The 26804-nt window shown below is 59.8% G+C and carries 27 protein-coding genes, 1 tRNA gene and 1 pseudogene; 12 read left to right on the top strand and 17 right to left on the bottom strand.

The window, feature by feature from the left end; genetic code table 11:
- The first annotated feature begins 5 nt into the window (after positions 1 to 5).
- The 3 genes from PR017_RS07275 to PR017_RS07265 all read left to right on the top strand — a co-directional run bounded on the left by PR017_RS07275 (position 6) and on the right by PR017_RS07265 (position 2591).
- The gene (locus PR017_RS07275) at positions 6 to 491 is read left to right on the top strand and encodes a hypothetical protein (RefSeq protein ID WP_111221923.1); all 486 of its coding nucleotides are present in this window, start codon (positions 6 to 8) and stop codon (positions 489 to 491) included.
- A 65-nt stretch (positions 492 to 556) separates the two neighbouring features.
- Positions 557 to 2089 (top strand): acyl-CoA carboxylase subunit beta, encoded by a 1533-nt coding sequence (locus PR017_RS07270; protein ID WP_111221924.1) that lies wholly within the window; start codon positions 557 to 559, stop codon positions 2087 to 2089.
- A 112-nt stretch (positions 2090 to 2201) separates the two neighbouring features.
- Positions 2202 to 2591 carry a DoxX family protein gene (locus PR017_RS07265; RefSeq protein WP_111221925.1) on the top strand — a complete coding sequence of 130 codons (390 nt, stop codon included), beginning with the start codon at positions 2202 to 2204 and terminating at the stop codon, positions 2589 to 2591.
- 75 nt (positions 2592 to 2666) lie between these two features.
- Here the strand turns inward: PR017_RS07265 and fghA are convergent, their stop codons facing one another.
- The 8 genes from fghA to PR017_RS07225 all read right to left on the bottom strand — a co-directional run bounded on the left by fghA (position 2667) and on the right by PR017_RS07225 (position 10779).
- A complete protein-coding gene (gene fghA / locus PR017_RS07260; RefSeq protein ID WP_111221926.1) occupies positions 2667 to 3500 on the bottom strand; it encodes an S-formylglutathione hydrolase in 834 nt (277 codons plus the stop codon).
- The gene (locus PR017_RS07255) at positions 3497 to 3964 is read right to left on the bottom strand and encodes a YaiI/YqxD family protein (RefSeq protein WP_111221927.1); all 468 of its coding nucleotides are present in this window, start codon (positions 3962 to 3964) and stop codon (positions 3497 to 3499) included. Before PR017_RS07255 ends, fghA begins: the two co-directional genes overlap by 4 nt.
- A gap of 54 nt (positions 3965 to 4018) precedes the next feature.
- The gene (locus PR017_RS07250) at positions 4019 to 5146 is read right to left on the bottom strand and encodes an S-(hydroxymethyl)glutathione dehydrogenase/class III alcohol dehydrogenase (protein WP_111221928.1); all 1128 of its coding nucleotides are present in this window, start codon (positions 5144 to 5146) and stop codon (positions 4019 to 4021) included.
- A 149-nt stretch (positions 5147 to 5295) separates the two neighbouring features.
- On the bottom strand, positions 5296 to 6561 hold the full coding sequence (locus tag PR017_RS07245) for a zinc metalloprotease (RefSeq protein WP_111221929.1): 1266 nt from the start codon (positions 6559 to 6561) through the stop codon (positions 5296 to 5298).
- A 101-nt stretch (positions 6562 to 6662) separates the two neighbouring features.
- Positions 6663 to 8672 carry an acetyl-CoA carboxylase biotin carboxylase subunit gene (locus PR017_RS07240; RefSeq protein ID WP_111221930.1) on the bottom strand — a complete coding sequence of 670 codons (2010 nt, stop codon included), beginning with the start codon at positions 8670 to 8672 and terminating at the stop codon, positions 6663 to 6665.
- A gap of 109 nt (positions 8673 to 8781) precedes the next feature.
- Positions 8782 to 9492: a hypothetical protein gene (locus tag PR017_RS07235; RefSeq protein WP_111221931.1), complete on the bottom strand. Its 711-nt coding sequence runs from the start codon at positions 9490 to 9492 to the stop codon at positions 8782 to 8784.
- A gap of 84 nt (positions 9493 to 9576) precedes the next feature.
- On the bottom strand, positions 9577 to 10512 hold the full coding sequence (locus tag PR017_RS07230) for a DMT family transporter (protein WP_111221932.1): 936 nt from the start codon (positions 10510 to 10512) through the stop codon (positions 9577 to 9579).
- Positions 10513 to 10694: 182 nt separating this feature from the next.
- A tRNA-Leu gene (locus PR017_RS07225) sits at positions 10695 to 10779 on the bottom strand.
- A 201-nt stretch (positions 10780 to 10980) separates the two neighbouring features.
- Here PR017_RS07225 and lipB point away from each other — a divergent pair.
- Together lipB and PR017_RS07215 are read left to right on the top strand one after the other, a co-directional pair.
- The gene (gene lipB, locus PR017_RS07220) at positions 10981 to 11700 is read left to right on the top strand and encodes a lipoyl(octanoyl) transferase LipB (protein WP_111221933.1); all 720 of its coding nucleotides are present in this window, start codon (positions 10981 to 10983) and stop codon (positions 11698 to 11700) included.
- Between the two features lie 376 nt (positions 11701 to 12076).
- Entirely contained in the window at positions 12077 to 12610 is a 534-nt protein-coding gene (locus tag PR017_RS07215; protein WP_111221934.1) for a hypothetical protein, read from the top strand.
- A 69-nt stretch (positions 12611 to 12679) separates the two neighbouring features.
- On the opposite strand, the gene PR017_RS07210 is transcribed toward PR017_RS07215, so the two are convergent.
- Together PR017_RS07210 and PR017_RS07205 are read right to left on the bottom strand one after the other, a co-directional pair.
- Positions 12680 to 13171 carry a BON domain-containing protein gene (locus PR017_RS07210; RefSeq protein WP_111221935.1) on the bottom strand — a complete coding sequence of 164 codons (492 nt, stop codon included), beginning with the start codon at positions 13169 to 13171 and terminating at the stop codon, positions 12680 to 12682.
- A gap of 54 nt (positions 13172 to 13225) precedes the next feature.
- A complete protein-coding gene (locus PR017_RS07205) occupies positions 13226 to 13732 on the bottom strand; it encodes a peptide deformylase (RefSeq protein ID WP_111221936.1) in 507 nt (168 codons plus the stop codon).
- A gap of 163 nt (positions 13733 to 13895) precedes the next feature.
- Here PR017_RS07205 and mgtE point away from each other — a divergent pair, with 163 nt between their 5' ends.
- Together mgtE and PR017_RS07195 are read left to right on the top strand one after the other, a co-directional pair.
- Positions 13896 to 15314 (top strand): magnesium transporter, encoded by a 1419-nt coding sequence (gene mgtE, locus PR017_RS07200; RefSeq protein WP_111221937.1) that lies wholly within the window; start codon positions 13896 to 13898, stop codon positions 15312 to 15314.
- 93 nt (positions 15315 to 15407) lie between these two features.
- Positions 15408 to 15800, top strand: coding sequence for a MerR family transcriptional regulator (locus tag PR017_RS07195; RefSeq protein ID WP_111221938.1), 393 nt, complete (start codon positions 15408 to 15410; stop codon positions 15798 to 15800).
- Between the two features lie 18 nt (positions 15801 to 15818).
- Here PR017_RS07195 and PR017_RS07190 read toward each other — a convergent pair whose 3' ends face one another.
- The 3 genes from PR017_RS07190 to PR017_RS07180 form a co-directional block, all read right to left on the bottom strand.
- Positions 15819 to 16292, bottom strand: a complete 474-nt coding sequence (locus tag PR017_RS07190; RefSeq protein WP_111221939.1) for a methyltransferase family protein — start codon at positions 16290 to 16292, stop codon at positions 15819 to 15821.
- A gap of 12 nt (positions 16293 to 16304) precedes the next feature.
- A complete protein-coding gene (locus PR017_RS07185) occupies positions 16305 to 17294 on the bottom strand; it encodes a heparan-alpha-glucosaminide N-acetyltransferase (protein ID WP_111221940.1) in 990 nt (329 codons plus the stop codon).
- Positions 17295 to 17371: 77 nt separating this feature from the next.
- A complete protein-coding gene (locus PR017_RS07180) occupies positions 17372 to 18064 on the bottom strand; it encodes a DUF599 domain-containing protein (RefSeq protein ID WP_111221941.1) in 693 nt (230 codons plus the stop codon).
- A 211-nt stretch (positions 18065 to 18275) separates the two neighbouring features.
- On the opposite strand from PR017_RS07180, the gene PR017_RS07175 reads away from it, so the two are divergent.
- Positions 18276 to 19682, top strand: a complete 1407-nt coding sequence (locus tag PR017_RS07175; RefSeq protein ID WP_111221942.1) for an L-serine ammonia-lyase — start codon at positions 18276 to 18278, stop codon at positions 19680 to 19682.
- Between the two features lie 61 nt (positions 19683 to 19743).
- Positions 19744 to 20181, top strand: a complete 438-nt coding sequence (locus PR017_RS07170; protein ID WP_111221943.1) for a DUF1489 family protein — start codon at positions 19744 to 19746, stop codon at positions 20179 to 20181.
- Between the two features lie 4 nt (positions 20182 to 20185).
- Here the strand turns inward: PR017_RS07170 and PR017_RS07165 are convergent, their stop codons facing one another.
- From PR017_RS07165 to PR017_RS07150, 4 genes are all read right to left on the bottom strand, one after another.
- Positions 20186 to 20452 carry a hypothetical protein gene (locus PR017_RS07165; RefSeq protein WP_111221944.1) on the bottom strand — a complete coding sequence of 89 codons (267 nt, stop codon included), beginning with the start codon at positions 20450 to 20452 and terminating at the stop codon, positions 20186 to 20188.
- Between the two features lie 107 nt (positions 20453 to 20559).
- Complete coding sequence (locus PR017_RS07160) at positions 20560 to 22059, bottom strand: D-alanyl-D-alanine carboxypeptidase (RefSeq protein WP_111221945.1); 1500 nt, start codon at positions 22057 to 22059, stop codon at positions 20560 to 20562.
- A gap of 126 nt (positions 22060 to 22185) precedes the next feature.
- Positions 22186 to 22947, bottom strand: coding sequence for a hypothetical protein (locus PR017_RS07155; RefSeq protein ID WP_111221946.1), 762 nt, complete (start codon positions 22945 to 22947; stop codon positions 22186 to 22188).
- Between the two features lie 248 nt (positions 22948 to 23195).
- Complete coding sequence (locus tag PR017_RS07150) at positions 23196 to 23756, bottom strand: transglutaminase-like cysteine peptidase (RefSeq protein WP_374108282.1); 561 nt, start codon at positions 23754 to 23756, stop codon at positions 23196 to 23198.
- A gap of 436 nt (positions 23757 to 24192) precedes the next feature.
- Between PR017_RS07150 and PR017_RS07145 the strand changes: the two are divergent.
- The 3 genes and pseudogenes from PR017_RS07145 to PR017_RS07135 all read left to right on the top strand — a co-directional run.
- Positions 24193 to 24483: pseudogene (locus tag PR017_RS07145) on the top strand (adenylyl-sulfate kinase); the annotation flags it as partial.
- Positions 24484 to 24618: 135 nt separating this feature from the next.
- Positions 24619 to 25059, top strand: coding sequence for a tetratricopeptide repeat protein (locus PR017_RS07140; protein WP_111221949.1), 441 nt, complete (start codon positions 24619 to 24621; stop codon positions 25057 to 25059).
- Between the two features lie 423 nt (positions 25060 to 25482).
- Positions 25483 to 26769, top strand: coding sequence for a tyrosine-type recombinase/integrase (locus tag PR017_RS07135; protein WP_111221950.1), 1287 nt, complete (start codon positions 25483 to 25485; stop codon positions 26767 to 26769).
- Positions 26770 to 26804: the final 35 nt, after the last annotated feature.

The raw sequence follows: 26804 nt of genomic DNA, 5'->3' as shown, positions 1-26804 counted from the left end.
GCGTGATGATCGGCAGCAAAATTTCTTTCTCCACCAAGGTTCGGCTGTTGCCGGCGCTCGCAGCCTGCGTGATGCTGTCCGCGTGCTATCACATGCCGCCTCTGAACCCGCCGCCCGGACCTGTCTACGATGTCCGCAGTGTCACTGTGGTTTCCGCGAACGGCGCGTCTCCGAGGCTGCTGTCCGAGGTCAGCACACGGGTGAACGCCGCGATTGCTGCTACCAGGCATGCTGTGACGGAGGGTGCCGTGGCACTCACTATCCACATCACACAATCCGAGCGGGCTCAGGGCTACGAGAAGAACCGCAATTCCGCGAAGGTCGATATCGACGCCAGTGCGATCGATACGGGCTCCGTGGTTGCCGTGAACTCCTTCGAGTCGACAACGTTTTCGGCCGATAGCGATGCAATCGACGACCTCATGGCCGAGGACATTGCTGCGCGTATTCGTGCTGCCTATGGGCTGACGGCGCCGCGACCTGACAACTGACGGGTCCGGAAGCGAACGAGGCATGAGACGACAGACCCTGTGATACGGTTGGACCCGAGGCTGGCATGAAAAACATTCTGGAGGAACTGGCAGAACGCCGCGAGGCCGCCAGGCTCGGCGGGGGACAGGTTCGCATCGACGCACAGCATGCGCGGGGGAAGCTGACGGCACGCGAGCGGATCGACGTGCTTCTCGACGACGGATCGTTCGAAGAGTTCGGCATGTTCGTCCAGCATCGCTCCAGCGACTTCGGCATGCAGGATAACCGTGTTGCCGGCGACGGCGTCGTGACAGGCTGGGGGACGATCAGCGGTCGTACAGTGTTCGTCTTTGCCAAGGATTTTACCGTCTTTGGCGGCTCGCTTTCGGAAGCGCATGCGGAAAAGATCATCAAGCTGCAGGATATGGCGCTGAAGAACCGGGCGCCGATCATCGGTCTCTACGATGCCGGCGGTGCTCGTATCCAGGAGGGCGTTGCAGCGCTTGGCGGCTACGCCGAGGTCTTCCAGCGCAACGTCCTCGCCTCCGGCGTCATTCCGCAGATCTCGGTCATCATGGGCCCATGTGCCGGTGGCGACGTCTATTCGCCGGCCATGACCGACTTCATTTTCATGGTGCGCGACACGTCCTACATGTTCGTCACCGGGCCTGACGTGGTCAAGACGGTGACCAACGAGACCGTGACGGCAGAGCAACTCGGCGGAGCGTCCATCCACACAACGAAATCGTCGATTGCCGACGGCGCCTATGACAATGACATCGATACACTGCTGCAGGTGCGCCGGCTGATCGATCTGCTGCCGCTCTCCAACACCGCGCCGGTGCCATCGATTTCCAGTCACCAGTCGGTGACTGACATGGATATGTCTCTGGATACGCTCATCCCTGCCAGTGCCAACAAGCCGTACGACATCAAGGAACTTATCCTCAAGGTGGCGGACGAGGGGGACTTCTTCGAGATCCAGGCAAGCTTTGCGAAGAACATCGTCTGTGGTTTCGGCCGGATCGAGGGATCGACTGTCGGTTTCGTCGCCAACCAGCCGATGGTTCTCGCCGGCGTGCTCGACAGCGATGCGTCCCGCAAGGCTGCCCGTTTCGTGCGCTTTTGCGATTGCTTCAACATTCCCGTCGTCACCTTCGTCGACGTGCCCGGATTTCTCCCCGGCATGGCGCAGGAATATGGCGGGCTGATAAAGCATGGTGCCAAGCTGCTGTTTGCCTATGCGGAGGCGACGGTGCCGAAGCTGACAGTCATCACCCGCAAGGCGTTCGGCGGTGCCTATGACGTGATGGCGTCCAAGCATCTGCGCGGCGATATCAATTATGCCTGGCCAACTGCGCAGATCGCGGTGATGGGGGCCAAGGGCGCGGTCGAGATCATTTTCCGCAAGGATATCGCCGACCCGGACAAGATCGCGGCGCATACCAAGATGTACGAGGATCGTTTCCTGTCACCCTTCGTCGCCGCCGAGCGAGGCTATGTCGACGAGGTCATCATGCCGCACTCAACCCGCAGGCGCCTGGCAAGGGCACTGAAGATGCTGCGGAACAAGGACCTGTCGAACCCCTGGAAGAAGCACGACAACATTCCCCTGTGACGACAAGTCGCGGATTTTACACGAAAAATTGATGTGGTGTCAGAAGCTGTGTCTTCGTGGAATCGACGCCTCAGGTTAACGGTTGCGCGGGAGCTTTCAACCGGAGATTTTCATGGCATTTTTTGATCGATTAAACCAATACCAACCCTACGCTCTTACGGTCCTGCGCATCATGACTGCGCTGCAGTTCATCGAGCACGGCACGCAGAAACTTTTTGCCTTTCCGAACGGCGAGCACGCCGGGCCGCTGACGGCGCTGTCTCTGACCCAAGGTATTCTCGAAGCATTCGGCGGCCTGCTATTCCTCTTCGGCCTCTTCACCCGCCCGGTTGCCTTCATTCTCTGCGGCAACATGGCCGTCGCCTACTTCATGGCGCACGCACCGAAGGATTTCTTTCCGGTCAACAACGGTGGCGACGCTGCCATTCTGTTCTGCTTCGTCTTTCTGTTTTTCGTGTTCGCTGGCCCGGGCCTGCTAGCCGTCGACAATCGCAAGAAGTAAACGGCTCGAAGCGGGGAAGCGCTCGTCGTCCCCGCTTCGATACTAACGTAGGTTTTCGCGTCTAGACCGAGTTTCCTAGGCCAGCCGCTCGGCGTGCCATTTCAGATGATCGTCCATGAAGGTCGAGATGAAATAGTAGGAATGATCGTAGCGCTCGTGCATGCGCAGCGTAAGTGCGATGCCGGTATTTTCGGTCGCTGTCTCGAAAAGCCATGGGCGCAGGCCGGTGTCCAGATAGCCGTCGGCTTTACCTTGGTCGATCAGGATTTCCGGAAAACGGGCGCCGTCCTCGACGAGCGCGCAGGCGTCGTAGGCCCGCCACGTCGCCTGATCTTCACCGAGATACTTTTTGAAAGCACCGGTCGACCAGTCGGCAGTCATCGGCGCGACGATGGGCGCTAAAGCACTGCAACTGCGAAAACGGTCGGGGTTCTTCAGGGCGATCGTCAGGGCGCCGTGGCCACCCATGGAATGTCCGAAGATGCACTGGCGTGTCATGTCGACGCGGAAATGCTGGGCGATGAAGGCCGGCAACTCCTCGGTGATGTAGGTATACATCTGGAAGTTTGCAGCCCATGGCATTTCGGTAGCATCGAGGTAGAAGCCCGCACCCTTGCCCATCTGCCAGTTGGTGAGTTCGTCGGGCACATCGTTGCCACGCGGGCTTGTATCCGGGCATACAATGATCAGGCCGAGCTCCGCCGCCATCCGCCGATATTCACCCTTTTCCATGACGTTGGCATGGCTGCAGGTGAGGCCCGAGAGGAACCAGACGACCGGGCAGGGCCGTTCTATGGCCTGCGGCGGCACGAAGACGGCAAACGTCATCTCGCACTGGCAGGCCTCGGACTCGTGGGAGTAGACGCCCTGCATTCCGCCGAAGGCGGTAACCTGGGAATGGACCTTCATGTGGGATCTCCAGTCGGGGGGACTTGGGCTTTCGCCCGCCGGCAGAGCCGGTCGAATGTTTCGAGGAAGCTGGACCGGTCGCGCGGCGAGAAGGCCGCGTTGTAGCCCTTGCTTTCGCCGGTCTCGCGCAGATGGGCGCCAAGATCGCGCATTGCCGTTGCCATGCCGATGTTGCCCGTGTCGAAGACGCGTCCCGTCGGACCCGTTACGAGGGCACCGGTCGCAACACAGCGTCCGGCTAGCGGCACGTCGGCAGTGACCACCACGTCTCCAACGCCACAATGCTCTGCAATCCAGTCGTCAGCAGCATCGAAGCCGTTGGAAACGATGACATTTTTGATCATCGGATCTCGTGACGGGCGCAGGCCTGAGTTGGCGACGAAAGTCACTTCGAGATTGTGTCGTTCGGCAACCTTCAGGACTTCAGGCTTCACCGGGCATGCGTCGGCATCGACGTAAATCATAAGACGGTCCATTTTCGAGACGGGAGGGCAGCCGGAAGGCCGCCCTCGAGCAGATCAGTACAAGACGACGCTGCGGATGCTTTCACCCTTGTGCATCAACTCGAAACCCTTGTTGATGTCGTCGAGCGGCATCGTGTGGGTGATCATCGGATCGATCAGGATCTTGCCGTCCATATACCAGTCGACGATCTTCGGCACATCCGTGCGGCCGCGCGCGCCACCGAAGGCCGTGCCCATCCAGGAGCGGCCGGTAACCAGCTGGAACGGGCGGGTGGAGATTTCCTGGCCGGCGCCGGCAACGCCGATGACGACGGACTTGCCCCAGCCACGATGAGAGCATTCCAGCGCCTGGCGCATGACCTTGGTGTTGCCGGTGCAATCGAATGTGTAGTCGGCGCCGCCGATGGTGTCGCCGTTGCGCTTGGTCATGTTGACGAGATAGGGAACGATGTCGTCGCTGACATCCTTCGGATTGACGAAATGCGTCATTCCGAATTTCTCGCCCCAGGCCTTGCGGTCGTTGTTGAGATCGACGCCGATGATCATGTCGGCGCCGGCGAGCCTCAGGCCCTGCAGCACGTTGAGCCCGATGCCGCCGAGGCCGAAGACGATGGCCGTCGAGCCGATCTCGACCTTTGCCGTGTTGATGACGGCGCCGATGCCGGTCGTCACGCCGCAGCCGATGTAGCAGATCTTGTCGAACGGCGCGTCGGGATTGACCTTGGCGAGCGCGATCTCGGGAAGGACCGTATAATTGGCGAACGTCGAGCAGCCCATGTAGTGATGGATCTTGTCCTTGCCGATGGAAAAGCGCGACGTACCGTCCGGCATGACGCCCTGGCCCTGGGTCGCGCGGATCGAGGTACACAGGTTGGTCTTGCGCGACAGGCAGGAATAGCATTCGCGGCATTCCGGCGTGTACAGCGGGATGACGTGATCGCCCTTCTTGAGGGAGGTCACGCCGGGGCCCACGTCAACGACGATGCCGGCGCCTTCATGGCCGAGAATGGCCGGGAACAGACCTTCGGGATCGGCGCCGGAGAGCGTGAAATCATCGGTGTGGCAGATGCCGGTCGCCTTGACCTCGATCAGCACTTCGCCGGCGCGGGGACCTTCGAGCTGGACGGTCATGATTTCGAGCGGTTTTCCTGCCTGAACGGCAACGGCGGCGCGTACGTCCATCGTCTGTCTCCTGCTGATTTGCACTGGATTGTCGAGTGCGGCGACATTGCACGCCGCGCGGCCACGGCTCAAGCGAAAAATCAGATACTTAGCCGGGTTCGCAGTCGAAGGCGCTGCGCCAGCCGTAGTTTCCAAACAAGAGGTCGCGATCAGAACAGGATGTCTGCGGCAAAACGGATGGCATAGGCATGCATCGCCACGGCGGCATAGAGCCCGAACGAGACGAGCAGTCTCTCGCCACCGGACATTTTCTCCAGTTCGTGCTTTGGCTTGACCGAGCCGAAGCCGATCAGGCTGAGCAGCGTGAAGACCGCAAGGGCGGCAAGCAGGGTCGACGCGGTCAGGCCGATTGACCAGCCGACGGCCAGTATCGCCAGCGTTATTGCGAAACTGGCAAAGACGAGGCTGAATTTTCCGGTGAAGATCTGCCGCAGAACCTGGCCGCCGTCGAAGCGATACATCGGCAAGAGATTGAGGAGATTGAAGGCGCCGAGAATGAGCAGGAAAACGAGCATCGGTCCATGCCATTCGGCCGGCAGCCAGCCGGCCTCGTTGGCGCGTATGCCTGCAATCAGGATCGGCACCAGGAAGGCGGACATGCCGGATCCCATGAGCGCGCAGGTGGCGACCTCGAACAGGCTGTTGTATGGCCGTCCGCCAATCGCGATGCCGCCAAGGAGGGGCACGAAGATCATCCGCACCTTGCTATGACCGAATGTCCGGTAGGCGGCCATATGGCCGAGTTCGTGCAGGACGATGACCACGGTCAGAAAGGTGGATATCATCAGGCCTGCCGCATCCAGGCCGAAAAACGGCCAGAGGATCAGGGTCGACAGGACTGCCAGGAAGGTCTGGACGAGCGGATGTTCAAAAATGCCGTTGGGCGTCGACTGGCCTGTTTTCATCCAGCCCTCGAGAGCGCGCAACTCGCGGCGGAGCGTGAAATAGCGAAAGATGAGAAAAGCAAAACCGCGATAGGTATCGGTCTGCTCGACGATCAACGTCGTGCCGGATGGGTCGGTCAAGACCTGACGCCGTTCGTGGAAATGGCGCCAGAAGCGATTGTCGAGCGTGCTGTCGTCAACGACCGTTGCCGTGTAGCCAAGCATGCCGGGTGTCGGCTCGGTCATCTTGACGTCGAAAAGCCGGCGGATCGGTTGTCCCTCTCGGTCGAGATGGCGATACGTCTGCTCGACGATGCCCGGTCTATCCGCGATGGCGCGGCTGGAGATGACGGCATGGTGCCAGTCGGCGCTGGCTCCGGCCGGATTGACCGCCTGCCATAGAGCATCGGCGGGCTGGCGGAAGGAGCGACGCATGCGGATCGTGCGCGTCCCGACCGGAGCAGCCATCAGCAGCCACAACACGCCGAGATTGATCGCCAGCAACAGGATGGCGGAATAGAGCGACGACACAGTTTTTCCTCAGGGCGCAATTGCTCCTGAAGGCAGTTATCGCGCCGGATTCTTTAAGAAAGCGCGAGGATCATATCGACCAATTTAACCATCCGGCCGGCTCACGCGAATGTCATGATGACAGCGTCTACCGACAGGCTCTCCCCCGGCTTGACTGCAATCGCGCCGACGGTCAGGTCACGCTCCGCACGCAACACGTTTTCCATCTTCATCGCCTCGACGACCGCCAGCGTTTCGCCAGCCTTGACCATTTGCCCTTCCGTCACCGTGATCGAGACCAGCAGGCCCGGCATCGGGCATAGAAGCAGGTTCGAGGTATCTGGCGGCGTCTTGATGGGCATCAGGCGGTCAAGTTCATGCTGCCGCGGTGTCAGGAACCGGGTTACGACCGACAGGCCCTGCCAATCCAGACGCAGGCCGTTGGGCTGCTGGCGCGTCTGGACGGTCACGCTTTGCCCGTTCACCGTGCCTGACCACACCGCGTCGCCGGGTCTCCAGCCGGTGACAACCGCGATCTCCTTGCCCGCGATCTCGATGAGAGACGCAAACGGGATTGTGTGATCGCGCTTCGCCATCCGCACGGGGAAGTAATCCGTCCCGAGCTTGACGACGCGGTCTCTCGTCTCGTCTCCAGAGGGCGGACGCAGGCGGTCGGCATAGTGCTGGCGGCGGTCAGCGTCGATCGTGCCGCAGGCCATGGCAACCGCTACCAGCGTTTCGGTCTGTTCCGTGTCCGGCGCCATCGGCGCGAAGCCATCGGGAAACTCTTCCGCAATGAAACCGGTGGAGAGCCGGCCCTCCCGCCAGCGCGGATGCTTCATCAATGCGGACAGGAAGGGAATGTTGTGGGCGATCCCGTCAACGATGAAGCCATCCAGCGCCTCGCCCATGGCCTCGATGGCTTGCAGGCGATCTGGCGCCCATGTGCAGAGCTTGGCGATCATCGGGTCATAGAACATCGATACCTCGGCACCTTCGAAGACGCCGGTATCGTTGCGGAGAGCTGTGTCTGTCGTCCGGCGCTCTGCCGGCGGGCGATAGCGGGTCAATCGGCCGATGGATGGCAGGAAGTTGCGGTAGGGGTCTTCGGCATAGACGCGGCTTTCGATCGCCCAGCCGTTCAGCGCCACGTCGTGCTGCGCTAGGGACAGTCGTTCGCCCGCTGCGATCCGGATCATCTGCTCGACGAGATCGATGCCCGTGACAAGCTCCGTGACGGGGTGCTCGACCTGAAGGCGCGTGTTCATCTCGAGAAAGTAGAAATTGCGCTGGCTGTCGACGATGAATTCGACGGTGCCGGCGCTCTGGTAGTCGACGGCTTTTGCAAGCGCCACCGACTGCTCGCCCATGGCCTTCCGTGTGGCGGCATCGAGAAAGGGTGATGGTGCTTCCTCGACGACCTTCTGGTTCCGACGCTGGATCGAGCATTCTCGTTCGCCGAGATAGAGCACGGTGCCGAAAGCATCGCCGAGCACCTGGATCTCGATATGCCGGGGATCGACGATGTATTTCTCAATGAACAGCCGGTCGTCGCCGAACGAGCTTCTGGCTTCCGAACTGGCACGGTCGAATCCGTCGCGGACATCGGCACTGCTCCAGGCGATACGCATGCCCTTGCCACCGCCGCCGGCGGAGGCCTTGATCATCACGGGGTAACCGATCTCTGCGGCAATAGTCTCCGCATGGTCGGCGTCGGCGATCACTCCCAGATAGCCCGGAACCGTGGAGACACCGGCGGCGCGGGCGAACTTCTTTGATTCGATCTTGTCGCCCATGGCCTTGATGGCCTTGGGCTTCGGCCCGATGAAAACGATCCCCTCGGCTTCCAGCGCCTCGCAGAAGGATGCCCGCTCCGAGAGGAAGCCGTAGCCGGGATGGACAGCCTCGGCGCCTGTCTGGCGGCAGGCAGCGATGATCCTGTCTGCGTCGAGGTAGCTCTCTGCGGCGGGCGGCGGGCCGATGTGCACGGACTCGTCTGCCATTTCGACATGCAGCGCATCCCGGTCTGCATCCGAATAGACGGCAACCGTGGCGATGCCCATCCGCCGCGCCGTCTTGATGATCCGGCAGGCGATCTCGCCGCGATTGGCGATCAGGATTTTCGTGAACATCGATGCTCCGCAACGGCTTGAGTATCGACTGTTCTAATCGCAAATCCGCAGGCGGTTCAATGCTGTAAAACATCCGGCGGGCAAATTGCCCAGCCGGAGTCTACCAAGCTCATGCGGCAGCCTCGGTGTTGCCCTCTGCGAGCATATCGTCCGACACGCGGAGCCAGCGGATACGCGGCGTATTTTCACTGCGCTTCGTCCGGACTGCCTTTCTCAACCTGGCCCAGTCGGGATGGTTTGCGAGGGGATCCGACGCCAAGGCAGCACGGTCGAGAGCCTCGATCTCGACAGCCGAAAGGACGATGCCAGACGGGTCTATCGCGTGTCTGAGCACGTGCCTGACAAACTCGACGTCGTGGCGGGTAATGCCCCTGCTGTCGATGCTGCGAACCTCGCGATAGGCGCTGGTGCCGGCAGCCAGGGCGTATCTCAGCTGGTCGATGGCGAAGGCGCCGAGCGCAGGCGGCACGTTTGCCGAGATATCGATGACCTGCATCAGCACCTCGAATTCGCTCTGTGCTTGGACAACGCCATCGCTGGACAGCGCCTGGATCAGCCAGGCCGCGTTCGCATCATCCAGCGAACCTTGGGGATAGCTGTGATTGACGACGAAATCGGCCAGCCCTCCTATGAAGAAGCCATGCCATTCGTCGCACTTTTCGGGGATGGAATTGTGGATCGACATTAGGAGAGCCGCGTCTTCCGACGCCCGGATGCCATCCGGAAAGCTAATCCTGCGCAATGTCAGTACATCTTCGGCCGAAAGCCGACTCTTTCCAGCAAGAAGCCAAGCCGGAAAAGAGAGACGGAACTCGCTCATCTTTTATCTCCCGTTTCATCATGAAACTGGGAAATTCTTTACCGCCCTCCAGTTGAGAAAGCCTCAAGGATCGCGGTTAACGGCCTAGTCAGCAAATACCGCCGTTTTTAGCAATCGCGAGTTAACCCGTTCGCGCCAGATGATGAACAGTCCGGAGCCGACGATGATGGCAATACCGATCCATTTGGAGAGGTTCGGAAAGTCACCGAAAAGCGCATAGCCGAGCACGGTTGCCGAAATGATTTCAAAATACTGGAACGGCGCCAGCAGCGAGAGTGGCGCCAGGCGAAATGCCCTGACCACCAGAATATGGGCATAGCCGGAAATCGAGCCGAGGATAAGGAGGAGCAGGAGGCCTAGGGTGGAGCCGGGCAACGACAGGGAGAAGTCTGCCGCGCCTGCTGCATTGCCGACGAACAGGGCACCGGCCATGAAGACGGTGCCGCCGATACCGGCCATGGTCTGCATCGCCAAAGGCGAGTCGGCTTCACCGATGGCGCGGTTCATGAACAGGTAGATGGCGTAGAGAAACGCGCAGGCGACGGGCAACAGCGCTTTCAGGCCGAAGATCTCGAAGCTTGGCTGGATGACGATCATCGCGCCGCCGAAACCGACGACGATCGCCAGCCACCGCCGCCAGCCGACCCTGTCGCCGAGGAAGAGTGCCGACAGGCAGACCAGGATGAAGGGCTCCACGAAATAGATGGCGAAGACATCGGCAAGCGGCATGTATTTGACAGCCACGAAGAACAGCAGGCTTGCCGCTCCATGCAGGACGCCGCGCAAAAGGTTCATCCATGGGCGCCTGGTGGAAAAGGCAGACCCGCCGGCCAGAAGCAGGGGCAGGGTACAGACGAGCTGGAAAAAGAAGCGGTAAAAAGTCACTTGTCCCGGCGACATCCCCTCGAACGTCGCCATATATTTGGCAATGGCATCCATGACCGGAAGCACAACCATCGCGCCTGCCATGATCAGCATTCCGCGCAACGGATTTTGAAAGGACGAATCAGCTGGGGACATTGTGTGCTCTGCGGTTGTCGTCGTGACATCAATCACAGGCGAAATGCACAGGCAAGAGCAACTATGAGAAGCAACGATAACAATGGGAGGTTCCGGCTACCCCGGCGGCTCGCCGAAGCGAAAGTCGTTTTCGACTTCAATATGAACTCTTCGTTCCGCCGCATAAAGCCTGCGAGAAGAGATGGTGCGGTCGAGAAGACTCGAACTTCCACGGGTTGCCCCACAGCGACCTCAACGCTGCGCGTCTACCAATTCCGCCACGACCGCATCGTGGTAGGTGCCGAATTGCTCCGGCGCGCTGCATGTAGCAAAAGGCTTTGAGGGGCACAAGAGCGTTATCACCGATTTTTTCACATGCTGTGACAAGCGTTTGAATTTACCCCCTAAACCATCCATATAACGCCATAATAACGGCTGCAGCTATTGCCAGCGGCCTCACATAAATTGTTGCAGGGAAGTCAGACGGCGATGTTGCGCAAGGATCTTGAGATTTCGATGATTCCGGCCCCTGGTTCGCCCCCGGTGCGCTGGCGCATCGCCGCCGGACTGGTGGACTACGCCGATGCCGTGGCGACCATGGAACGAGAAGTGGCTGACATTGCCGAGGGGCGCAGCGATGAGCTCGTATGGCTGGTCGAACATCCGCCTCTCTATACCGGCGGCACGAGCGCCCACTCCACCGACCTGATCCAGCCCGACCGCTTTCCCGTTTTTGCGACCGGGCGAGGCGGCGAATACACCTATCATGGTCCCGGCCAGCGCGTCGTCTATGTCATGCTGGATCTCAAGCGCCGTCGTCAGGATGTCCGTGCATTCGTGGCCGCGCTGGAGGAGGTGATCATCGGCACGCTCGCGACAATGAACGTGCGTGGCGAGCGGCGCGAGGACCGCGTCGGTGTCTGGGTACGGCGTCCGGAAAGGCCACCGTTGCCCGATGGCGCGATGGCGGAGGACAAGGTCGCTGCGCTCGGTATACGTCTGCGCAAATGGGTGACGTTCCATGGCCTGTCGCTGAACGTAGAGCCGGATCTGGAGCATTTCACGGGTATAGTGCCCTGCGGCATCGCAGGCTATGGCGTCACAAGCCTGGTCGACCTCGGACTGCCCGTCACCATGGCCGACGTCGATGTTAGCCTCCGCCAGGCATTCGAGGCGGTGTTTGGCCTGACTGTCGAAGACAAGTCCTGATGGGCTTCGAATATCTCGATATTCTTCTATTACTGGGCGCCTTATCGCGCTTAACCAAATATTAATATCCGGCTTGCCAGTCCGCGATAGTAGCTTATGCTCCGGCCAAGTATTGGGGGGAGCCAAGCATGCTGAACAATAATTTACTGATGCCGATCGGCCTGGCGTTCATCGTTCTGTGCGGACTGGTGTTCCAGCTGTTTCATGCAGTTCTGCCGACAGCCTCACTTCTCGTCCCTTGAAATCAGGCATCGCCTTTCGTCATCCTGCGTTCACCTTCGCTGAAATAGTCTCTTCTTTCAGCGGCTCCCTGCTGAACGCAAGATGGGGAATCGCGGGATCGATACTGACCCAACCATCAAAGTGAGGACTTGGAATGACCAGCCGTACACTCTTACTCACATCCTTCGCCTCTTTCGCCCTGCTTGGCTCGCTGACCATGATCACGCCCGCGTCGGCCCTGACAATGAAAGAGTGCAGCGTCAAGTACAAGGCTGCGCAGGCCGCAGGGACGCTGAACGGCATGAAGTGGAACGATTACCGCACGGCCCAGTGCGGCGCCGCTGCCGCGCCGACCGCAGCAGAGCCAGCCGCAACCACCGCTGCTGCGCCGACCAAGGCGAACACAATGGCCGCCAAGCCGACAGCGACAAAGGCAGCTGACGAGCCTGACGCCACGGCGCCTCCAGCCAAGGAGCCAGCCAAGCCGACCATGGCAGCGCCTGCCGGCCTGAGCTTGCCAACCGCCGTTTCGCCGAAATATGCTACTGAAACTGCAGGCAAGGCCCGCTTCCACACGTGCGTCGATGCCTACCACGATGCCAAGGCCAAAAACGCACTGGCCGGCGTCAAGTGGATCCAGAAGGGCGGCGGCTTCTACAGCCTCTGCAATTCAAAGCTCAAGGGCTGATTTCACCCTCTGGCACAAACGAGAACGGGCGCCGTCAGGGCGCCCGTTCTTGCGTTTATTCTCTTGGTATCAGTCGTCGTCAGGAATGTTCGCATCGACGCCAATGATTTGGACGAGGTTACGAACGGCCGTGACGCCAGAGATCGAACGTGCGATGCGCCCAAGCTGACGGGCCGTGGCTGCATCGTCGACTTCACCCTCGAGGATGATGACGGTACCTTCCGCACGGACATCGATCATTTCGGGGCTGGCACCCTCGACGTCGCTGAGCGCATCCATCACCCGCTCCTCGATATCGTCCGATTCGACAAGATCTCGGGTAGTCGATGTCAGGGAATTGGACTGGCGCTCCTGTTGGCCGTCGGCGTCGGTGCGCGCGACAGTGAAGCTCTTGTTGCTGCCTTCATCGAAATTGGCGTCCGTCTCGCCGTAAGGGCGATTCTCGGACGGTTCGGAGGAGGCGCCCGCGTCGTCGTCATAGGGCCAGCCTTCCTTCAGGTCGCGCTCTTCGTAGTCGCGGTAGTCTTCTTCGCGTGTCGTGTCTTTCTTGATACCACCCATGATCGATCTCCCTTGCGTCGTTTCACTCCCACAACGGCTTGAAGCGTGCTTGGTTCAATCGCGTCGGGCGCTTTCACCTTTTTCCCATTTTTTGACAAGCCGGTCCCTTTTCAGCTTCGACAGACGCTGAAGCCAGAAGATGCCGTCGAGCTGATCAATCTCATGCTGGATACAGGCGGCAAGGAAGCCTTCGGCGGCGTCCTCGTGCTGCGCATCGGCGATGTCTCTGTAGGTGTAGCGGATGCTGGAGGGCCGAACGACTTCCTCTGTCGCACCCGGCATGCAGACGCTGCCTTCCATATGGCGCTCCGTTTCCGCGGATGACCAGACGATCTCGGGATTGATCAGGGTCCGGATGGTGTCTCCAGGCTGCAGTTCGATCACCACGACGCGCTTCAGTATGCCGACATGGGCTGCCGTCATTCCGACCCCGGGTGCTGCCCGCATCGCCTGCAGCAGATCCGATGACAGCCGTCTGAGTTCGTCATCGAAGGCAACCACCGGGGCACAGGCGACCTTCAGGCGGGCATCGGGATAGCGCAGAATGGAGAGAGGTGTCATGCGTCACTTTTTCAAAGCAGGAGCATAGCGGTTAGACTGTCGAACGGAGGGCTGTGTCAAGCTGCCCACACCACCGGAATTCGCGCCTATCCGCTTGTTGACATTGGATTTTATCCAGCCATTCTCACTCTGTGTGCTGAATGCGGCAAAATGCGAGGCGCGGATGACGACGACCGACACAGACGAACGCGTTCGCGCCGGGAGCCACAGCGGGCACTTCGACATCTATGACGAAGACGGCAACGTGCGTGCCGATTTCCTGACGCAGGTAAGCCATGCCATCGACGCAGGCGATACGGGCTTCCTGCACCGCAACGTCGTTCGTCTGCACGAATCCGAGCTTGGCGATCTTCTCGAGGCGCTCAACTCCGACCTGCGGCTGGCGCTTGTCGGGTTGCTCGGTGACGATTTCGACATGACGGCGCTGACGCAGGTCGACGAGGCGATCCGCCGCGAGATCGTCGATCACCTGCCTAACGAGCGGATTGCTGCCGGTATCGGCGGGCTCGATTCGGACGATGCTGTCTATATCCTGGAGGACCTCGACAAGCAGGACCGCGACGAAATCCTGGCGCAGATGCCTTTCACCGAACGTGTTCGTCTGCGGCGGGCGCTGGATTATCCGGAAAGCTCGGCGGGTCGCCGCATGCAGACGGAGTTCGTGGCCGTGCCGCCTTTCTGGACGGTCGGCCAGACGCTCGACTATCTGCGCGAGGAAGAGGGGTTGCCGGAAGACTTCTCGCAAATCTTCGTCATCGATCCGACCTTCAAGCTGCTCGGAGGGCTTGCGCTCGATCGCATCCTGCGCAGCAAGCGCCAGACGAAGATCGAAGACATCATGCGCGAGACCACGCATCCGATTTCTGCAGAGATGGATCAGGAAGAGGCTGCCCGTCTTTTCGAGCAGTACGACCTGCTTTCTGCCGCTGTCGTCGATGATAACGGCCGTCTAGTCGGCGTGCTGACCATCGACGACGTCGTCGACGTCATCAACGAGGAAGCGGACGAGGATATCAAGCGGCTCGGCGGCGTCGGCGACGAAGAACTGTCGGATAGCGTCGCCTCGACGGTGCGGTCGCGCTTTCTCTGGCTTGCCGTCAACCTGCTGACGGCGATCCTCTCGTCCAGCATCATCAGTGTCTTCGACGCTTCGATCGAGAAGATGATCGCGCTCGCCGTGCTGATGCCGATCATCGCCTCGATGGGTGGCAATGCCGGTACGCAGACGATGACGGTGACCGTACGCGCATTGGCGACCGGCGATCTCGATATCTACAATGCGGCACGAATCATCCGCAGGGAAGCGACCGTCGGGTTGCTCAACGGCATCGTGTTCGCCATCCTCATGGGAGCTATCGCCACCTTCTGGTTTCACGATCTCCAGCTTGGCGTGGTCGTCGGTGCCGTGATGGTCATCAACTTGGTGGCGGCAGCGCTCGGCGGCATCCTGCTGCCGCTGCTACTGAACCGAATGGGCGCCGATCCCGCCATCGCTTCGTCGGCCTTCGTTACCACGGTCACCGACTGCACCGGCTACTTCGCATTTCTCGGCATCGCCACATGGTGGTTTGTCATTCACTAAGCGGCCGCATTGATCGATTGCCGGGCTTGGCGAGATTGGCTAGAATTGACTTTTACGTAAAAGCCATTGCTTCAGCCCCGGAGGCGCCATCCATTGCCGGTCGACAAATTTTACAGCATCACCGAATTGACGCGTGAGTTCGGCGTTTCTACCCGGACGCTACGTTTCTACGAGGACGAAGGGCTGATCCACCCGGAGCGGCGCGGCCGCACGAGGCTGTTTCGCCAAGCTGACCGTCGGCTTATTGCCGAGATCCTACGGGGCCGACGGATCGGATTCACGATAGCCGAGATTCGCGAGATCATCATGGTCTATCGCGAACCGCCCGGCGAGATCGGCCAGCTCAAGCTGCTGATGAAGCGGATTGCGGAAAAGCGGGACGAATTGCGGCAGAAGCGCAAGGACATCGAGGATACGCTGACCGAACTCGACCATGTCGAGGAGGCCTGCATAGGCAGGCTGGCTGAAATCGGCGTCGGGACCTGAAGCGGGGCAACCTTCTGGCTATAGCCAGCGCCGCGTGTGGCGGCAGTAGAATTCGAACTCGCAGCCGAATCGGGACAGCAGGTGCAGTTCCTCATGTCTGATCGCACCGTAGTCGGTGGCGACTGTCGCGGCGAGGGCTGCGACCAGCAGCCATGGGTTGCCGGTCAGCAACGCCGACCCGACCGTGACCAGCGTATAACCGAGGTATATCGGGTTGCGGGTGTAGCGAAACGGTCCTGTCGTCATCAGGTGAACCGAGCGACGATGGGGCATGACCGTCGCTCTTCGGTCAAGCAACGTTTTCATCGCCCAAAGATCCAGCCAGACGGCCAGGAGTGTAAGAGCTGCCCCGAGCGTCCAGAAATAGGGAGATCGAAGTCCTGGTATGGGTATCTGGATGACTGCGTCAGCAACGAGCGCCGTGATAATGGCAAGCCCATAGATGAACGGAGGCCAGGGAAAGCTGAGCGGCTTGGCACGATAGGCATTCATAGAATACTCCCGTCACTGCGCTTGTTCCGTACACTGTACTGCGATTCTCTGTATTTGATCATTCTGATCTGCCTGGATTGCGCCAGACTGGAGTGGCTCGAACAGGCTTTGTGCTTTCATCCGGGTGAGCGTGCATTGGCAAAAGCTGCGGCACAGTGCTTCGCCTGCCGACTGGGTGCAGGTGGCCTGGCATTGGCGGAGGTAGCCGACAGCAGGATCCGGCTTTGGCGCCGGTGCGACCAGCGACAGCAGATAGACGAGACCGAACAGGATAGGCTGGTGCAGCAGATAGAAGAGCAGGCTGTGGCGCCCGCCTCTTGTTAGCAGGCTGTTGCCGGTACCCAATGATGCCAGCCGCTGCGGCAGGCTGGTGCGCAGGGCTAGTGTGGCTGCGCTCAAGCCGGCAAAGAAAGCCAGCGCCCATGGGAAAAGCGGCACGAAGTCGTTTGAGCGCACCGGCATCGACGCAAAGCCGAGCCACGCAAGGTAGCGCGGGTTGAACAGATCCGAGCCAAGCGCACCCGGCATCACGAAGACATTGAGAACCCAACCGACAGCAAGCACTGCTGTTGCCACCCAGATACAGGCTGTTGGCAGGCACAGAAACCCGATGCCGATGAGGCTGAGTGCTGCGATGCTGTGGAGGATGCCGAAATAGATCCACTCGTCCGGCATCGCGAACCGCGTCACGACCGAGATGGCGATCGCCGCCACCGCGATCATTGCCAGCCTTTTCCAGAAGGGCTGCCAACGGATAGCCGGCCGGTTTGCAAGGACAAGGCTGACGCCGGCCATGAAAAGAAACGTGCTGGCGATGACGCGGGCGTAGATTTTCAGCCAGCCGGTTTCGGCCGTGCCCGGATCGAGGTATCCGAAGAACTCGAAGTCCCAGGTGCCGTGATAGCTCGCCATGGCCAGCAGGGCGATGCCGCGCAACGTGTCGAGCAGGCCGATACGCGGGGGCTTGCGCGGCTCGTCGATGCTCTCGGCGACAGCAGCCATCAACTCATCCTTTCCGGGAAACAGTGCTCATCGGCCGCAGCCGAAGATGTTCCGGAAATAGGACAAGCACGGCGATTTCAAGGCACATCGATATCCATGATGGCAAGGCGCGCGTCGGAGAAGAACTGGCGCCGAATAAGCACGACGATGATGAACAGGGTGGTGACCATGAACACATAGGGACTGACGAACCAGCCGAGATAGCCAATGGAGAGAAAGATCGCCCGCAGGCCGGCGTTGAAATTGCGGGCTGCGATTATGTTCATGTGGATGACGCGCTCGGCGGCACGGCGCGTCAAGGCCGGGTCCTTGTCGACATCGCCCATCATCGGGATGGCGCCGTAGAGGATCGTGCAATAGTTGAACAGGCGGTATGCCCAGCCGAACTTGAAGAAGGCGTAGCCGAACAGGCCAGCGAGGCCAGCGACTTTCAATTCGAAGGTGGTCCGACTGCCGTTGAAGACATAGGGCAGGTCGGCAAAGAAGGCATTGACCTTGTCGGTGGCGCCGAGCAGCGCAAAACAGCCGCCGATCGCGAAGATCGAGGTCGAGGCGAAAAATCCGGTTCCGTTCTGCAGGCCTGCAAGTATCTGGGTATCGATCATCTTCAGGTCGCGGCGTAGCGAATTGTAGATCCATTCGCGCCGGCGCTCGATCATCGCCTGCGTCAGGCTGATGCGGTTGAAGAACCTCGAACTGCTGGTGATCCAGTTGAGGGCTATCCAGAGAAAGATGAAAAGTGCCAAGGCGGCAAAATCGGCGGTCGACATCGAGCGGGTCCCCAGGGCTGTTCGAGCCCCGACACTAGCCATGACGACCGCAAGTGCAATGTTGAAGGCGAGCCGAACGCATCTTATCTTTGAACCGTGGCCGCAGTGTCGTAATGTCGCAGTCATCCCATCCGATGTCGGTGGGTCGCCGTGGCCCGTGATGTCGTTGACATAGCTTCGTTGCAGCCGTTCCTCCTATCCGCAGGTTTTCATGTTTCTCTCCGTCTTCGACGTCTTCAAGATCGGTGTCGGTCCATCGAGTTCGCACACGATGGGGCCCATGTCGGCAGCCAACCTGTTTCTCGACCTCCTGCTGTCGAGCGAATGGCCGCGCCCGTCCTCGAATGTCCACGTGGCGCAGATCAAGGTCAGCCTGCACGGCTCGCTGGCTTTTACCGGCATCGGCCACGGCACCGGCCGCGCGGTCGTCCTCGGCCTTACCGGCGAACAGCCGGACACGGTGGATCCGGATCGTATGGACGGCATCATTGACGAGGTGGAGCGCAGTGGCCGGATATCCCCCCCCGGCCACCCGACCTACGGCTTCCAGCCCAAGACCGACCTGGTGTTTGATAGGAAGACACCGCTGCCAGGCCACGCCAACGGCATGAGCTTCTCGGCATTCGACAAGGACGACCGGCTGCTCGTCAGGCGCATCTATTATTCCGTCGGCGGCGGCTTCGTCGTGACCGATACTGAACTGGCGCAGATGCGGGCCAATAAAGCGAAGCCCGTTGCCGGCGAAAAGATCCCGTTTCCCTTCGCCAGTGCCAAGCAGATGCTCGAGATGGCGCAGCGCTCCGGTCTGTCGATTGCCCAGATGAAGCGCGCCAACGAGGAAACCAAGATGACCACGGCAGAGCTCGATGCCGGGCTCGACAAGCTCTGGGCGGCCATGAGCAGTTGCATCGATCGCGGCCTCAAGGGCGAGGGCATCATGCCCGGTGGGCTCAACGTCCGCCGCCGGGCACGCATCATCCACTCAAAGCTCGAAGAGGAATGGCGCAGCAACCGCATCAACCCGCTGCTCGCCAACGACTGGCTCAGCGTCTACGCGATGGCAGTCAACGAGGAGAATGCGTCCGGTGGCCGCGTCGTCACAGCGCCCACAAATGGTGCTGCCGGCGTCATCCCTGCAACGATCCGCTACTATACCCATTTCCACGACGATGCCGACGAGCGCGGCATTCGCGACTATCTGCTGACAGCTGCTGCCATCGGCGGCATCATCAAGCACAATGCGTCGATTTCCGGCGCCGAGGTGGGCTGTCAGGGCGAGGTGGGGTCTGCCGCGGCGATGGCTGCAGCGGGCCTTGCTGCCGTCATGGGAGGCTCGCCGGAGCAGATAGAGAACGCCGCCGAGATTGCCCTTGAGCATCACCTCGGCATGACTTGCGACCCGATCGCCGGCCTCGTGCAGGTCCCCTGTATCGAGCGCAATGCGCTGGGTGCTGTGAAGGCGGTGACAGCCGCTTCGCTGGCGCTGAAGGGCGACGGGCAGCACTTCGTCCCGCTTGACGCCTGTATCGAGACAATGCGCCAGACAGGCTACGACATGAGCGAGAAATACAAGGAAACCTCGACAGGCGGACTGGCCGTCAACGTGGTCGAGTGCTGAGCTTGTGGATGCCGTCCGGAAAGGCTTGACGCTGCCGGTCAAAAGGATTTGAAACGGCCGCATGGCTTTGCATATGATCAAACTCTGCGTCGGCTCCGACTCCATCGACGACTTGCGCGAATGGGTTGCCGAGCGCTCCCTGACCGCGCTTGCCGCCGGCCTCGAACCACACAGCGTGCACACGACCCGGATGGTGCCGAAACGCATCACGGAGCTTGTGGATGGTGGTTCTCTTTACTGGGTGATCAAGGGCCAGGTCCAGGCCCGCCAAAAGTTCCTGGATGTCGTAAGCTTTACAGACGGTGAGGGGATCTCGCGCTGCAGGCTCATCCTCGGTCCGGAAGTGATCGAGACCACCGGCCAGCCGCGCCGCCCCTTCCAGGGCTGGCGCTACCTGACCGAGGAAGACGTACCCCGCGACCTGCACAGCCTCGGTGCGGATGTTGCCGAGATGCCCGCGGAGCTACGCCGCGAACTCATCGAACTCGGTCTTCTTTAGACGATCAGCGGAGTCGCATCAGCACTGGCGCCTGTCTGTTGATGGTCGAGACATGCAGATGGATGCGTGCCTCAGGCTGCGAATAGCGCCAGGCGCGCGCGCCATGGCACAGCAGCACACCGATCAGGTCTTTGGTTTTAGACCGGGAGCGGCCGCGCCCGATTTCGGCGATCCGCATTGCCGCCTCGTGAAGAGGGTGCAGCGCGTAGGCTTTCTGCCTGCCCTTGGCGCCCCCGACCGAGATATCCGGACTGTTCTCGTTCACTGCCATTTTCAATTCCCCGTACACATTACAAATTCAGGGTCGAACGGACATTAAGCGTCTATTCGAAAAACCGATGCTGGAACGCGGCATCGGCCAGTCTATTGCAAGGCGGCCTACTGCAGGCTCGCCCAGCACTTGATTCCAGAGCGCTTAAGGACGCTGCAGGCGCTGGTGGCTTCACGCTGGTCTTCGAAGCCGCCGAAGCGGGCGCGATAGACGAGGGAACTGCCGCTTCCGAAAGCCACCGTGTAGGCTTTGGCGGAGCGCAGCGACTTGCCGCCCTTGCTCTTGGCGCTGTCGAGGAGATCGCTCGCCATTTCCTTACTCGGAGAAACGCCGACCTGGATTACCCAGCCGCGAGGTCCCTTGTCATCCAGCGGATTGGCCTTGGCCGGACGAGTTGAGGCGGTCACGACGTTGTCGACGTCATCGCTGTCGCTGGACGACTGCGCATAGGCCGGTGCGATCGAAGCGACGTCATTTGGCGGTACGTTCTTGTTATGTGGCTTGGTGGCAACGAGCGGATTGGACGATGTCGGCGTGACGGCAGCGAATGCCGCGACGCTGGACGACGGGTCACGACCGGATGGTGTCGGCACGCTTGCCGGCGGGCGAACATCGCCAATAGCGGCCATGCGGGCTGCGGCGGCAGCAACATTCGGCTTCAAAGGCGCCTGGGCCTGGAAAGCCGGACGCTCCGGCGCTACCTGGGCAACCTGTGCCACGGCCTTCCCGGCGTCGGCGTGCAGGGATGCCTTTGGCAGATAGGCTGCGACGAGCTTGCGCATCTGGTTGTCGCGGGCAGGGGTGGAGGCGCCACCGAGCACGACGCCGACAATGGAGCGACCTTCGAGCTCTGCAGACGTCACGAGATTGAACCCGGCAGCGCGTGTGTAACCTGTCTTGATGCCGTCAACGCCGCGAACCGAACCGACGAGGCGGTTGTGATTGGCGATCACACGCCTGCCGAATGTGAAGGAGCGGGTGGAAAAATAGCCGTAATACTGGGGAAAATGCTCGCGGAGGGCGATGCCAAGACGGGCCTGGTCACGCGCCGTGGTCATCTGCGCGGTGTTGGGCAGGCCGTTCGGATTGCGGTAGGTCGTGCGCGTCATACCGAGAGCCCGCGCTTTGTTGTTCATCAGCGAGGCGAATTTCTCCTCGGAGCCACCGATATATTCGCCAAGCGCCATTGCAGCGTCGTTGGCCGACAGCGTCACCAGTGAGAGGATACCCTGCTCCACCGTGATCGTGCCGCCGGGACGAACGCCGAGTTTCGTGGGTGCCTGTGCCGAGGCGAGGGCAGAGAAAGGTATCTGGGTGTCAAGCTTGATGCGGCCCGATTCAAGCGCCTCGAAGGTGAGATAGAGGGTCATCATCTTGGTCAGCGACGCCGGATAGCGCAGCGAATCGGCGTCTTCGCTGTAGAGCACATTGCCCGTCTTCGCATCGACGACGATTCCAGCGTATTTTGCGGCGTTCGACGGAGATGCGACGGCAATGACGGAGACCATCATGGCGAAACCGAGGCAAATCTTGGTGACAGACCGACGGGTACGTGACGACGATGCTCTGAAAATTGACCTGGGCACTATTTCACTCTTCACTTGCATTTTAATTCCAACGATCCGGCCGCAACCTCCCCAGAGCGCCCGTTACGGGCAATAATAGGGGCTTAGCGTTACCAATCGGTTTATGATGAACAGTTCGTTGCGGGATTTGGCTGCTTTTGCGACGTCTCAGGGAAGCGCAGCCGTTGGTGTTGCGGATTGGGTCAAACGCATTTCCACAAACTGCTGAAGTGCGGCATCAATATGATCCCAGTCGCCCAAAAGGCGGCTGGAGAAACGGTAGAGAAGACTGAGATCGTTACCGATTTTGACGTCCCTCTGGCAATCTGCGCTGGTGGCTTTATCAGGCGAAGACGGCAGCAGACAGCGGACGACATAGTCCGGCTTGCCGAGCCGCGGTGCTGTCAGCAGGGTCTCGCCGGCATATCCGGCATCGGACCGAAGCCGATGAGCCGTCAGTCCGTTCGGGCCCGGAAATGGGGCGCCCTCAATCAGATGCGCATAGATCGGCTCTAGCCGTCCGGACATGTCGCGTGACATCGTCCCTTGCGTCAGCTGCAGGAAGACCAGCGAGGACGAGCGGGAAATATCGTTGAAATTCTGACTGTTGGCATCGCTATACCCCTGTATTTCAGGAAAGGTCAGGTAGAGATCGACACGCTCGGTGACGCCATCGACGCGTTCGCTCGGGAAGCGGATGGTGTTTGCAGCCAGCCGCAAGCTGTCTTCGCCGATGGTGATCGCAAAGGTCTGCGTGCTGGTGGTGTGGCCTGCGAGCGAAATCCTTCGGCCGATCCAGCGTCCACCCACGGCTATGGCGATCGTCAGCAAGACCAGCAACGCCAGCAGCAAAAAAAATCGCAATGCGACGACGCCGCTCACAAGCGGTAGGTGGTTATCAACCGTACTGGTAGGCGGGGAGGCGGCCATGATCTTGCCTTCGTTTCTCCGCCGGCCGCTGTATGCCCCGGCAACAATACGAATGAGTCTTGATACGACCCAGTTGGCGCCATCATGGTTAACGTCGAGTTAATCACCAGCTGCATTGGCTGGAAACAAAGAAGAGCCGTTCCCGGGACAGCGGGAACGGCTCGAAGCGCCGGTCAATGACGAGTACGGGGACAGACCGGGCTGGACGGACGACAGCGACGCGCTGGCGGCCGGTTTATGCGAAGGCTTTATTTCACGCTGCCGACTGCAACGGCACGGCCATCCTGGATCTTCACCCAGCGTGATGGATTTTCGACCGAAACGCGCTTCAGATATGTGTATTCCGTATCCGACCAGAGCATGACCTTGTTGCGCATGTTGTCGAGGATGAAATCGCCATGGTCGGTGCGCACTGTCAGCACGGCATGGCCTTCGCCGTTAGGCTGCAGAACCACTGTCATCAGCGTGTCCGACGGCGAGAACCCGGCAGCGATGAGCTCCTTGCGCTTCAGCAGCGCGTAGTCCTCGCAATCGCCGGCCCAGGTGGGGATCGCCCATTTTTCCTCGACGCCGTAGAGTTCCATGTCGGTCATCGGCTTGATCGTCGTGTTGACGGTGTAGTTGATCTTGAGGATCGTCTTCCAGCGGTCTTCGCTGAGAATTGCAGGACCGGCGTCGCCGCCAGCATAGGCGCACTCGCTCGGATTGTCGCGGCAGAATTCGTAGTGGCCGATTGGCGGAGCAGCATTTCCGGTAATCCCCATGGTCGCCGGTGTCGCCTCTGCAAAGCCAATCAGGCTGAGTGTCATGACGGCGGCCGTGGCGGCTCTGCGCAGCAAGGATGTTATCATTTTTTTCGTCCCCGTTATGGAGACGACATTGCCACAGACGTTTTTACCCCACGCAAAATTACGTAGTCAAATTAAGGACTTAATAGAATAAAACAAAAGACAAACAGTAATAAAACTCGAATAAAAATCGAAGCAAATTTGAACGAAAATCGAAATACATGGAAAAAGACGAAGTGACAGCCGAAAGCAGCCCCCAACGCCGGCATCCCACTGATATCCATAGGTTTTACGCCATTGTACCAAAATGCGACTGCCAGACCGAACTGTGAAAGAAATTGTGCCGATCAAGCACACCTTGTCCCGTTTCAGAACATCCAGGCACGTTTTGCCACCGCAATATCCACCTATCTCCGCCGTCAGCCCAACAACTGTGCAAAAATTATTTTTCGGAAATGCGTTTTTTTCTCCGCTTAACGCAGAGCGACAGATGGCGCGGGAGATGCTGCAGCCAGACGAATTTGTCGAGGTTTTCGTTGATACGCCATTCGAAGAGTGTGCTCGCCGCGATCCCAAGGGTCTTTATGCCAAGGCGCTGAATGGAATGCTCAAGAATTTCACGGGCATCGATTCCCCTTACGAAGCCCCGGAAAACCCCGAGGTCCGCCTTGAAACCCTCGGAAAGTCTCCGGAGGAGACGATGGCCGTGCTGGAGAGGAGGCTTCGTGGGCTTGGATTTCTGGTTTGACGCGCGATCGCACTCAACAGTGTGAAGACGATGGCAGCGGAGACGTTGGTCGAGTATGTATCAATAACGAGGCAGGTTGCCTCTCGTCGCCCGCCACAGAGATCTCCGATAACTCGATAGACAAGGCTTTGCAGAATGAGTGTTGAACAGGAAGAACTGCCGGACGACATTCATGAGCGCGTCACGGAATTGTCCGAGCAGGGCAACGACCTGCTGGATAGCGGCAATGAGACAGGTGCCATCGCTTGCTGGCAGTCGGCTATCCGTCTTCTGCCGGAGCCGCACCACAAATGGGATGCGGCGCTTTGGCTCTATGCTTCGATCGGGGACGCCCAAAGGCAGCAAGGCGATATGGAGGCAGCGCTCTCCTCTTTCCAGCAGGCGGCAGCGAGCAGCGATGGCCATGCCAACGGCTTTGTCCAACTGGGCATAGGCACCTGCCTTTACGATCTCGATCACCAGGAGGAAAGCACCGACCCTCTCTTGCGCGCCTACATGGCCGAGGGTGAGGAGATCTTCGAGGAATCCGATCCGAAGTATCTGAACTCCCTGCGCATGCGGAAGCTCATTGATTGACGGCTTGGTGATGTCGCCGACGCGATATCGGACGGGCAAAACGAATGGCGGCACTGGCCAGATCGCGCTCGGGACTACTCGATTGGGTGTAAGGTAGGGGGCAAGCCATCTCGATAACGCCTCTGAGTTGACATCGATGAAATCGCGGCGCGGGCCCGCCGATGATGAGCACTATGTCTACTCTTCTGGTGTGAATGGCTCACGATATCGCACTTTAGCCTGCAATCGGCGAAGTGGCGGAAGAGGTGTCCGCCACACCGGCTTCCGAGGGTTTTCTAAATTTTGTGAATTCATGTTTTAATTATATGTAATCATTGCTTATTTTTGCGCCGCTATGTTTCGTCTGTTTTTTCCTTACGCACACTTCCACGATCTGTGGTAGGGCAGAAGGTAGGGCAGAAACAGTATGGCGGACGATTTTTAATGGCGAGACAGATCCACAAGCTCACCGCGCAAGGTGTAAAGAATACCGTCGAGGTCGGGCGCCTATCTGACGGCGGCGGCCTCTATCTCAACATCTCAGCCAATGGTGGCCGCCGATGGGTGTTTCTATTCAAATGGCGAGGGAAGCCCCGTGAGATGGGGTTGGGCTCCGCGCGCGATGTCACCCTTTCGAAGGCCCGCGATCTTGCCGCCGGTGCGCGCAAGCTGCTCGCTGAGGGCATTGACCCTTTGGCGCAGAAACAAGACGCCGCCCGCATCGCCGAGGAAGAGGAAAAGGTCCGGAGTGTGCCAAATTTCGGCGATGCAGCGGACCGTCTATTGAAGGCGATCGATGGCGAGTTTCGCAACCGCAAACACGCCGCGCAGTGGCGATCAACCCTTGAGGTCTACTGCGAACCAATACGCGATATTCCAACGAATGAGGTCACGACCGAGGACGTGCTTAAGATCTTGTCACCAATCTGGCGGGAAAAGGCTGAAACAGCGGCTCGCCTTCGCGGGCGGATTGAGCGTGTCATAGACGCGACCCGCGCGGTAGATGCGAACAAGAAGCGCTGGCCTTTCAATCCGGCGACGTGGAAAGGGAATTTGGAGCCACTCTTAGGTAAGCGGCTAAAGTTGCAGCGAGGACATCACGCCGCGATGAAGTGGCAAGAATTGCCGACGTTTTTCCAGAGAGTGCAAAAACTCGATAGTGTCTCGCAGCAAGCCTTGGCGTTCTTGATATTAAATGCGAGTCGGTCCGGTGAGGTCCTCGGAGCGATTTGGTCTGAGATCGATTTTGAGACCAGCCTATGGACGATCCCCGGAGTCCGCATGAAAGCGGGCAAGACGCACGTGGTGCCGCTATCCAACACAGCGCTGGCCATTCTCAAGCGAATGGCGGAGATCGCGCCCGAGGACGCGGCGCGGCGTCAGTCCGCGTACATCTTCCCTGGCGCGAAGGTGGGTCGCCCGCTTTCAGTCATGGCCTTGGCGATGAGAATGAGGTCGCTTGAAGTTGGACACCTCACCGTACATGGCTTCCGGTCCGCGTTCCGAGATTGGGCCGGCGATGCCACCACATATCCCCGTGAACTTGCGGAGCAGTCACTGGCGCACAAGGTCGGTGACGCCATCGAAAACGCGTATCGTCGTTCAACAGCCTTGGAGAAGCGGCGCGGAATGATGGGTGACTGGGAAAATTTCTTGACGACGCCGGCCGCGAAAAACGTTTTGCAGTTTCCTTCTTCGGCTGATCTTTCATTAGCGGTCGATAAGGGTTGAGGGTGCTCGATAAGACCTGATATCCGCTGATGTTT

It is taken from the genome of Rhizobium tumorigenes (assembly GCF_003240565.2).
Classification (GTDB): Bacteria; Pseudomonadota; Alphaproteobacteria; order Rhizobiales; family Rhizobiaceae; genus Rhizobium; species Rhizobium tumorigenes.
The sequence above is the reverse complement of the archived record's forward strand: the minus strand, read 5'-3'. Positions and strand labels throughout refer to the sequence as shown.

Coding starts and splice junctions, on each gene's coding strand:
- PR017_RS07205 (WP_111221936.1), bottom strand. CDS start 13,732: ATGACACCTCTCTCCATTCTGCGCTATCCCGATGCCCGCCTGAAGGTC.
- mgtE (WP_111221937.1), top strand. CDS start 13,896: ATGACGACGACCGACACAGACGAACGCGTTCGCGCCGGGAGCCACAGC.
- PR017_RS07185 (WP_111221940.1), bottom strand. CDS start 17,294: ATGGCTGCTGTCGCCGAGAGCATCGACGAGCCGCGCAAGCCCCCGCGT.
- fghA (WP_111221926.1), bottom strand. CDS start 3,500: ATGAAGGTCCATTCCCAGGTTACCGCCTTCGGCGGAATGCAGGGCGTC.
- PR017_RS07135 (WP_111221950.1), top strand. CDS start 25,483: ATGGCGAGACAGATCCACAAGCTCACCGCGCAAGGTGTAAAGAATACC.
- PR017_RS07180 (WP_111221941.1), bottom strand. CDS start 18,064: ATGTCGACCGCCGATTTTGCCGCCTTGGCACTTTTCATCTTTCTCTGG.
- PR017_RS07270 (WP_111221924.1), top strand. CDS start 557: ATGAAAAACATTCTGGAGGAACTGGCAGAACGCCGCGAGGCCGCCAGG.
- PR017_RS07170 (WP_111221943.1), top strand. CDS start 19,744: ATGGCTTTGCATATGATCAAACTCTGCGTCGGCTCCGACTCCATCGAC.
- PR017_RS07275 (WP_111221923.1), top strand. CDS start 6: ATGATCGGCAGCAAAATTTCTTTCTCCACCAAGGTTCGGCTGTTGCCG.
- PR017_RS07240 (WP_111221930.1), bottom strand. CDS start 8,672: ATGTTCACGAAAATCCTGATCGCCAATCGCGGCGAGATCGCCTGCCGG.
- PR017_RS07230 (WP_111221932.1), bottom strand. CDS start 10,512: ATGTCCCCAGCTGATTCGTCCTTTCAAAATCCGTTGCGCGGAATGCTG.
- PR017_RS07255 (WP_111221927.1), bottom strand. CDS start 3,964: ATGATTTACGTCGATGCCGACGCATGCCCGGTGAAGCCTGAAGTCCTG.
- PR017_RS07155 (WP_111221946.1), bottom strand. CDS start 22,947: ATGGCCGCCTCCCCGCCTACCAGTACGGTTGATAACCACCTACCGCTT.
- PR017_RS07160 (WP_111221945.1), bottom strand. CDS start 22,059: ATGCAAGTGAAGAGTGAAATAGTGCCCAGGTCAATTTTCAGAGCATCG.
- PR017_RS07190 (WP_111221939.1), bottom strand. CDS start 16,292: ATGAATGCCTATCGTGCCAAGCCGCTCAGCTTTCCCTGGCCTCCGTTC.
- lipB (WP_111221933.1), top strand. CDS start 10,981: ATGTTGCGCAAGGATCTTGAGATTTCGATGATTCCGGCCCCTGGTTCG.
- PR017_RS07235 (WP_111221931.1), bottom strand. CDS start 9,492: ATGAGCGAGTTCCGTCTCTCTTTTCCGGCTTGGCTTCTTGCTGGAAAG.
- PR017_RS07175 (WP_111221942.1), top strand. CDS start 18,276: ATGTTTCTCTCCGTCTTCGACGTCTTCAAGATCGGTGTCGGTCCATCG.
- PR017_RS07215 (WP_111221934.1), top strand. CDS start 12,077: ATGACCAGCCGTACACTCTTACTCACATCCTTCGCCTCTTTCGCCCTG.
- PR017_RS07150 (WP_374108282.1), bottom strand. CDS start 23,756: ATGACACTCAGCCTGATTGGCTTTGCAGAGGCGACACCGGCGACCATG.
- PR017_RS07210 (WP_111221935.1), bottom strand. CDS start 13,171: ATGGGTGGTATCAAGAAAGACACGACACGCGAAGAAGACTACCGCGAC.
- PR017_RS07250 (WP_111221928.1), bottom strand. CDS start 5,146: ATGGACGTACGCGCCGCCGTTGCCGTTCAGGCAGGAAAACCGCTCGAA.
- PR017_RS07165 (WP_111221944.1), bottom strand. CDS start 20,452: ATGGCAGTGAACGAGAACAGTCCGGATATCTCGGTCGGGGGCGCCAAG.
- PR017_RS07265 (WP_111221925.1), top strand. CDS start 2,202: ATGGCATTTTTTGATCGATTAAACCAATACCAACCCTACGCTCTTACG.
- PR017_RS07140 (WP_111221949.1), top strand. CDS start 24,619: ATGAGTGTTGAACAGGAAGAACTGCCGGACGACATTCATGAGCGCGTC.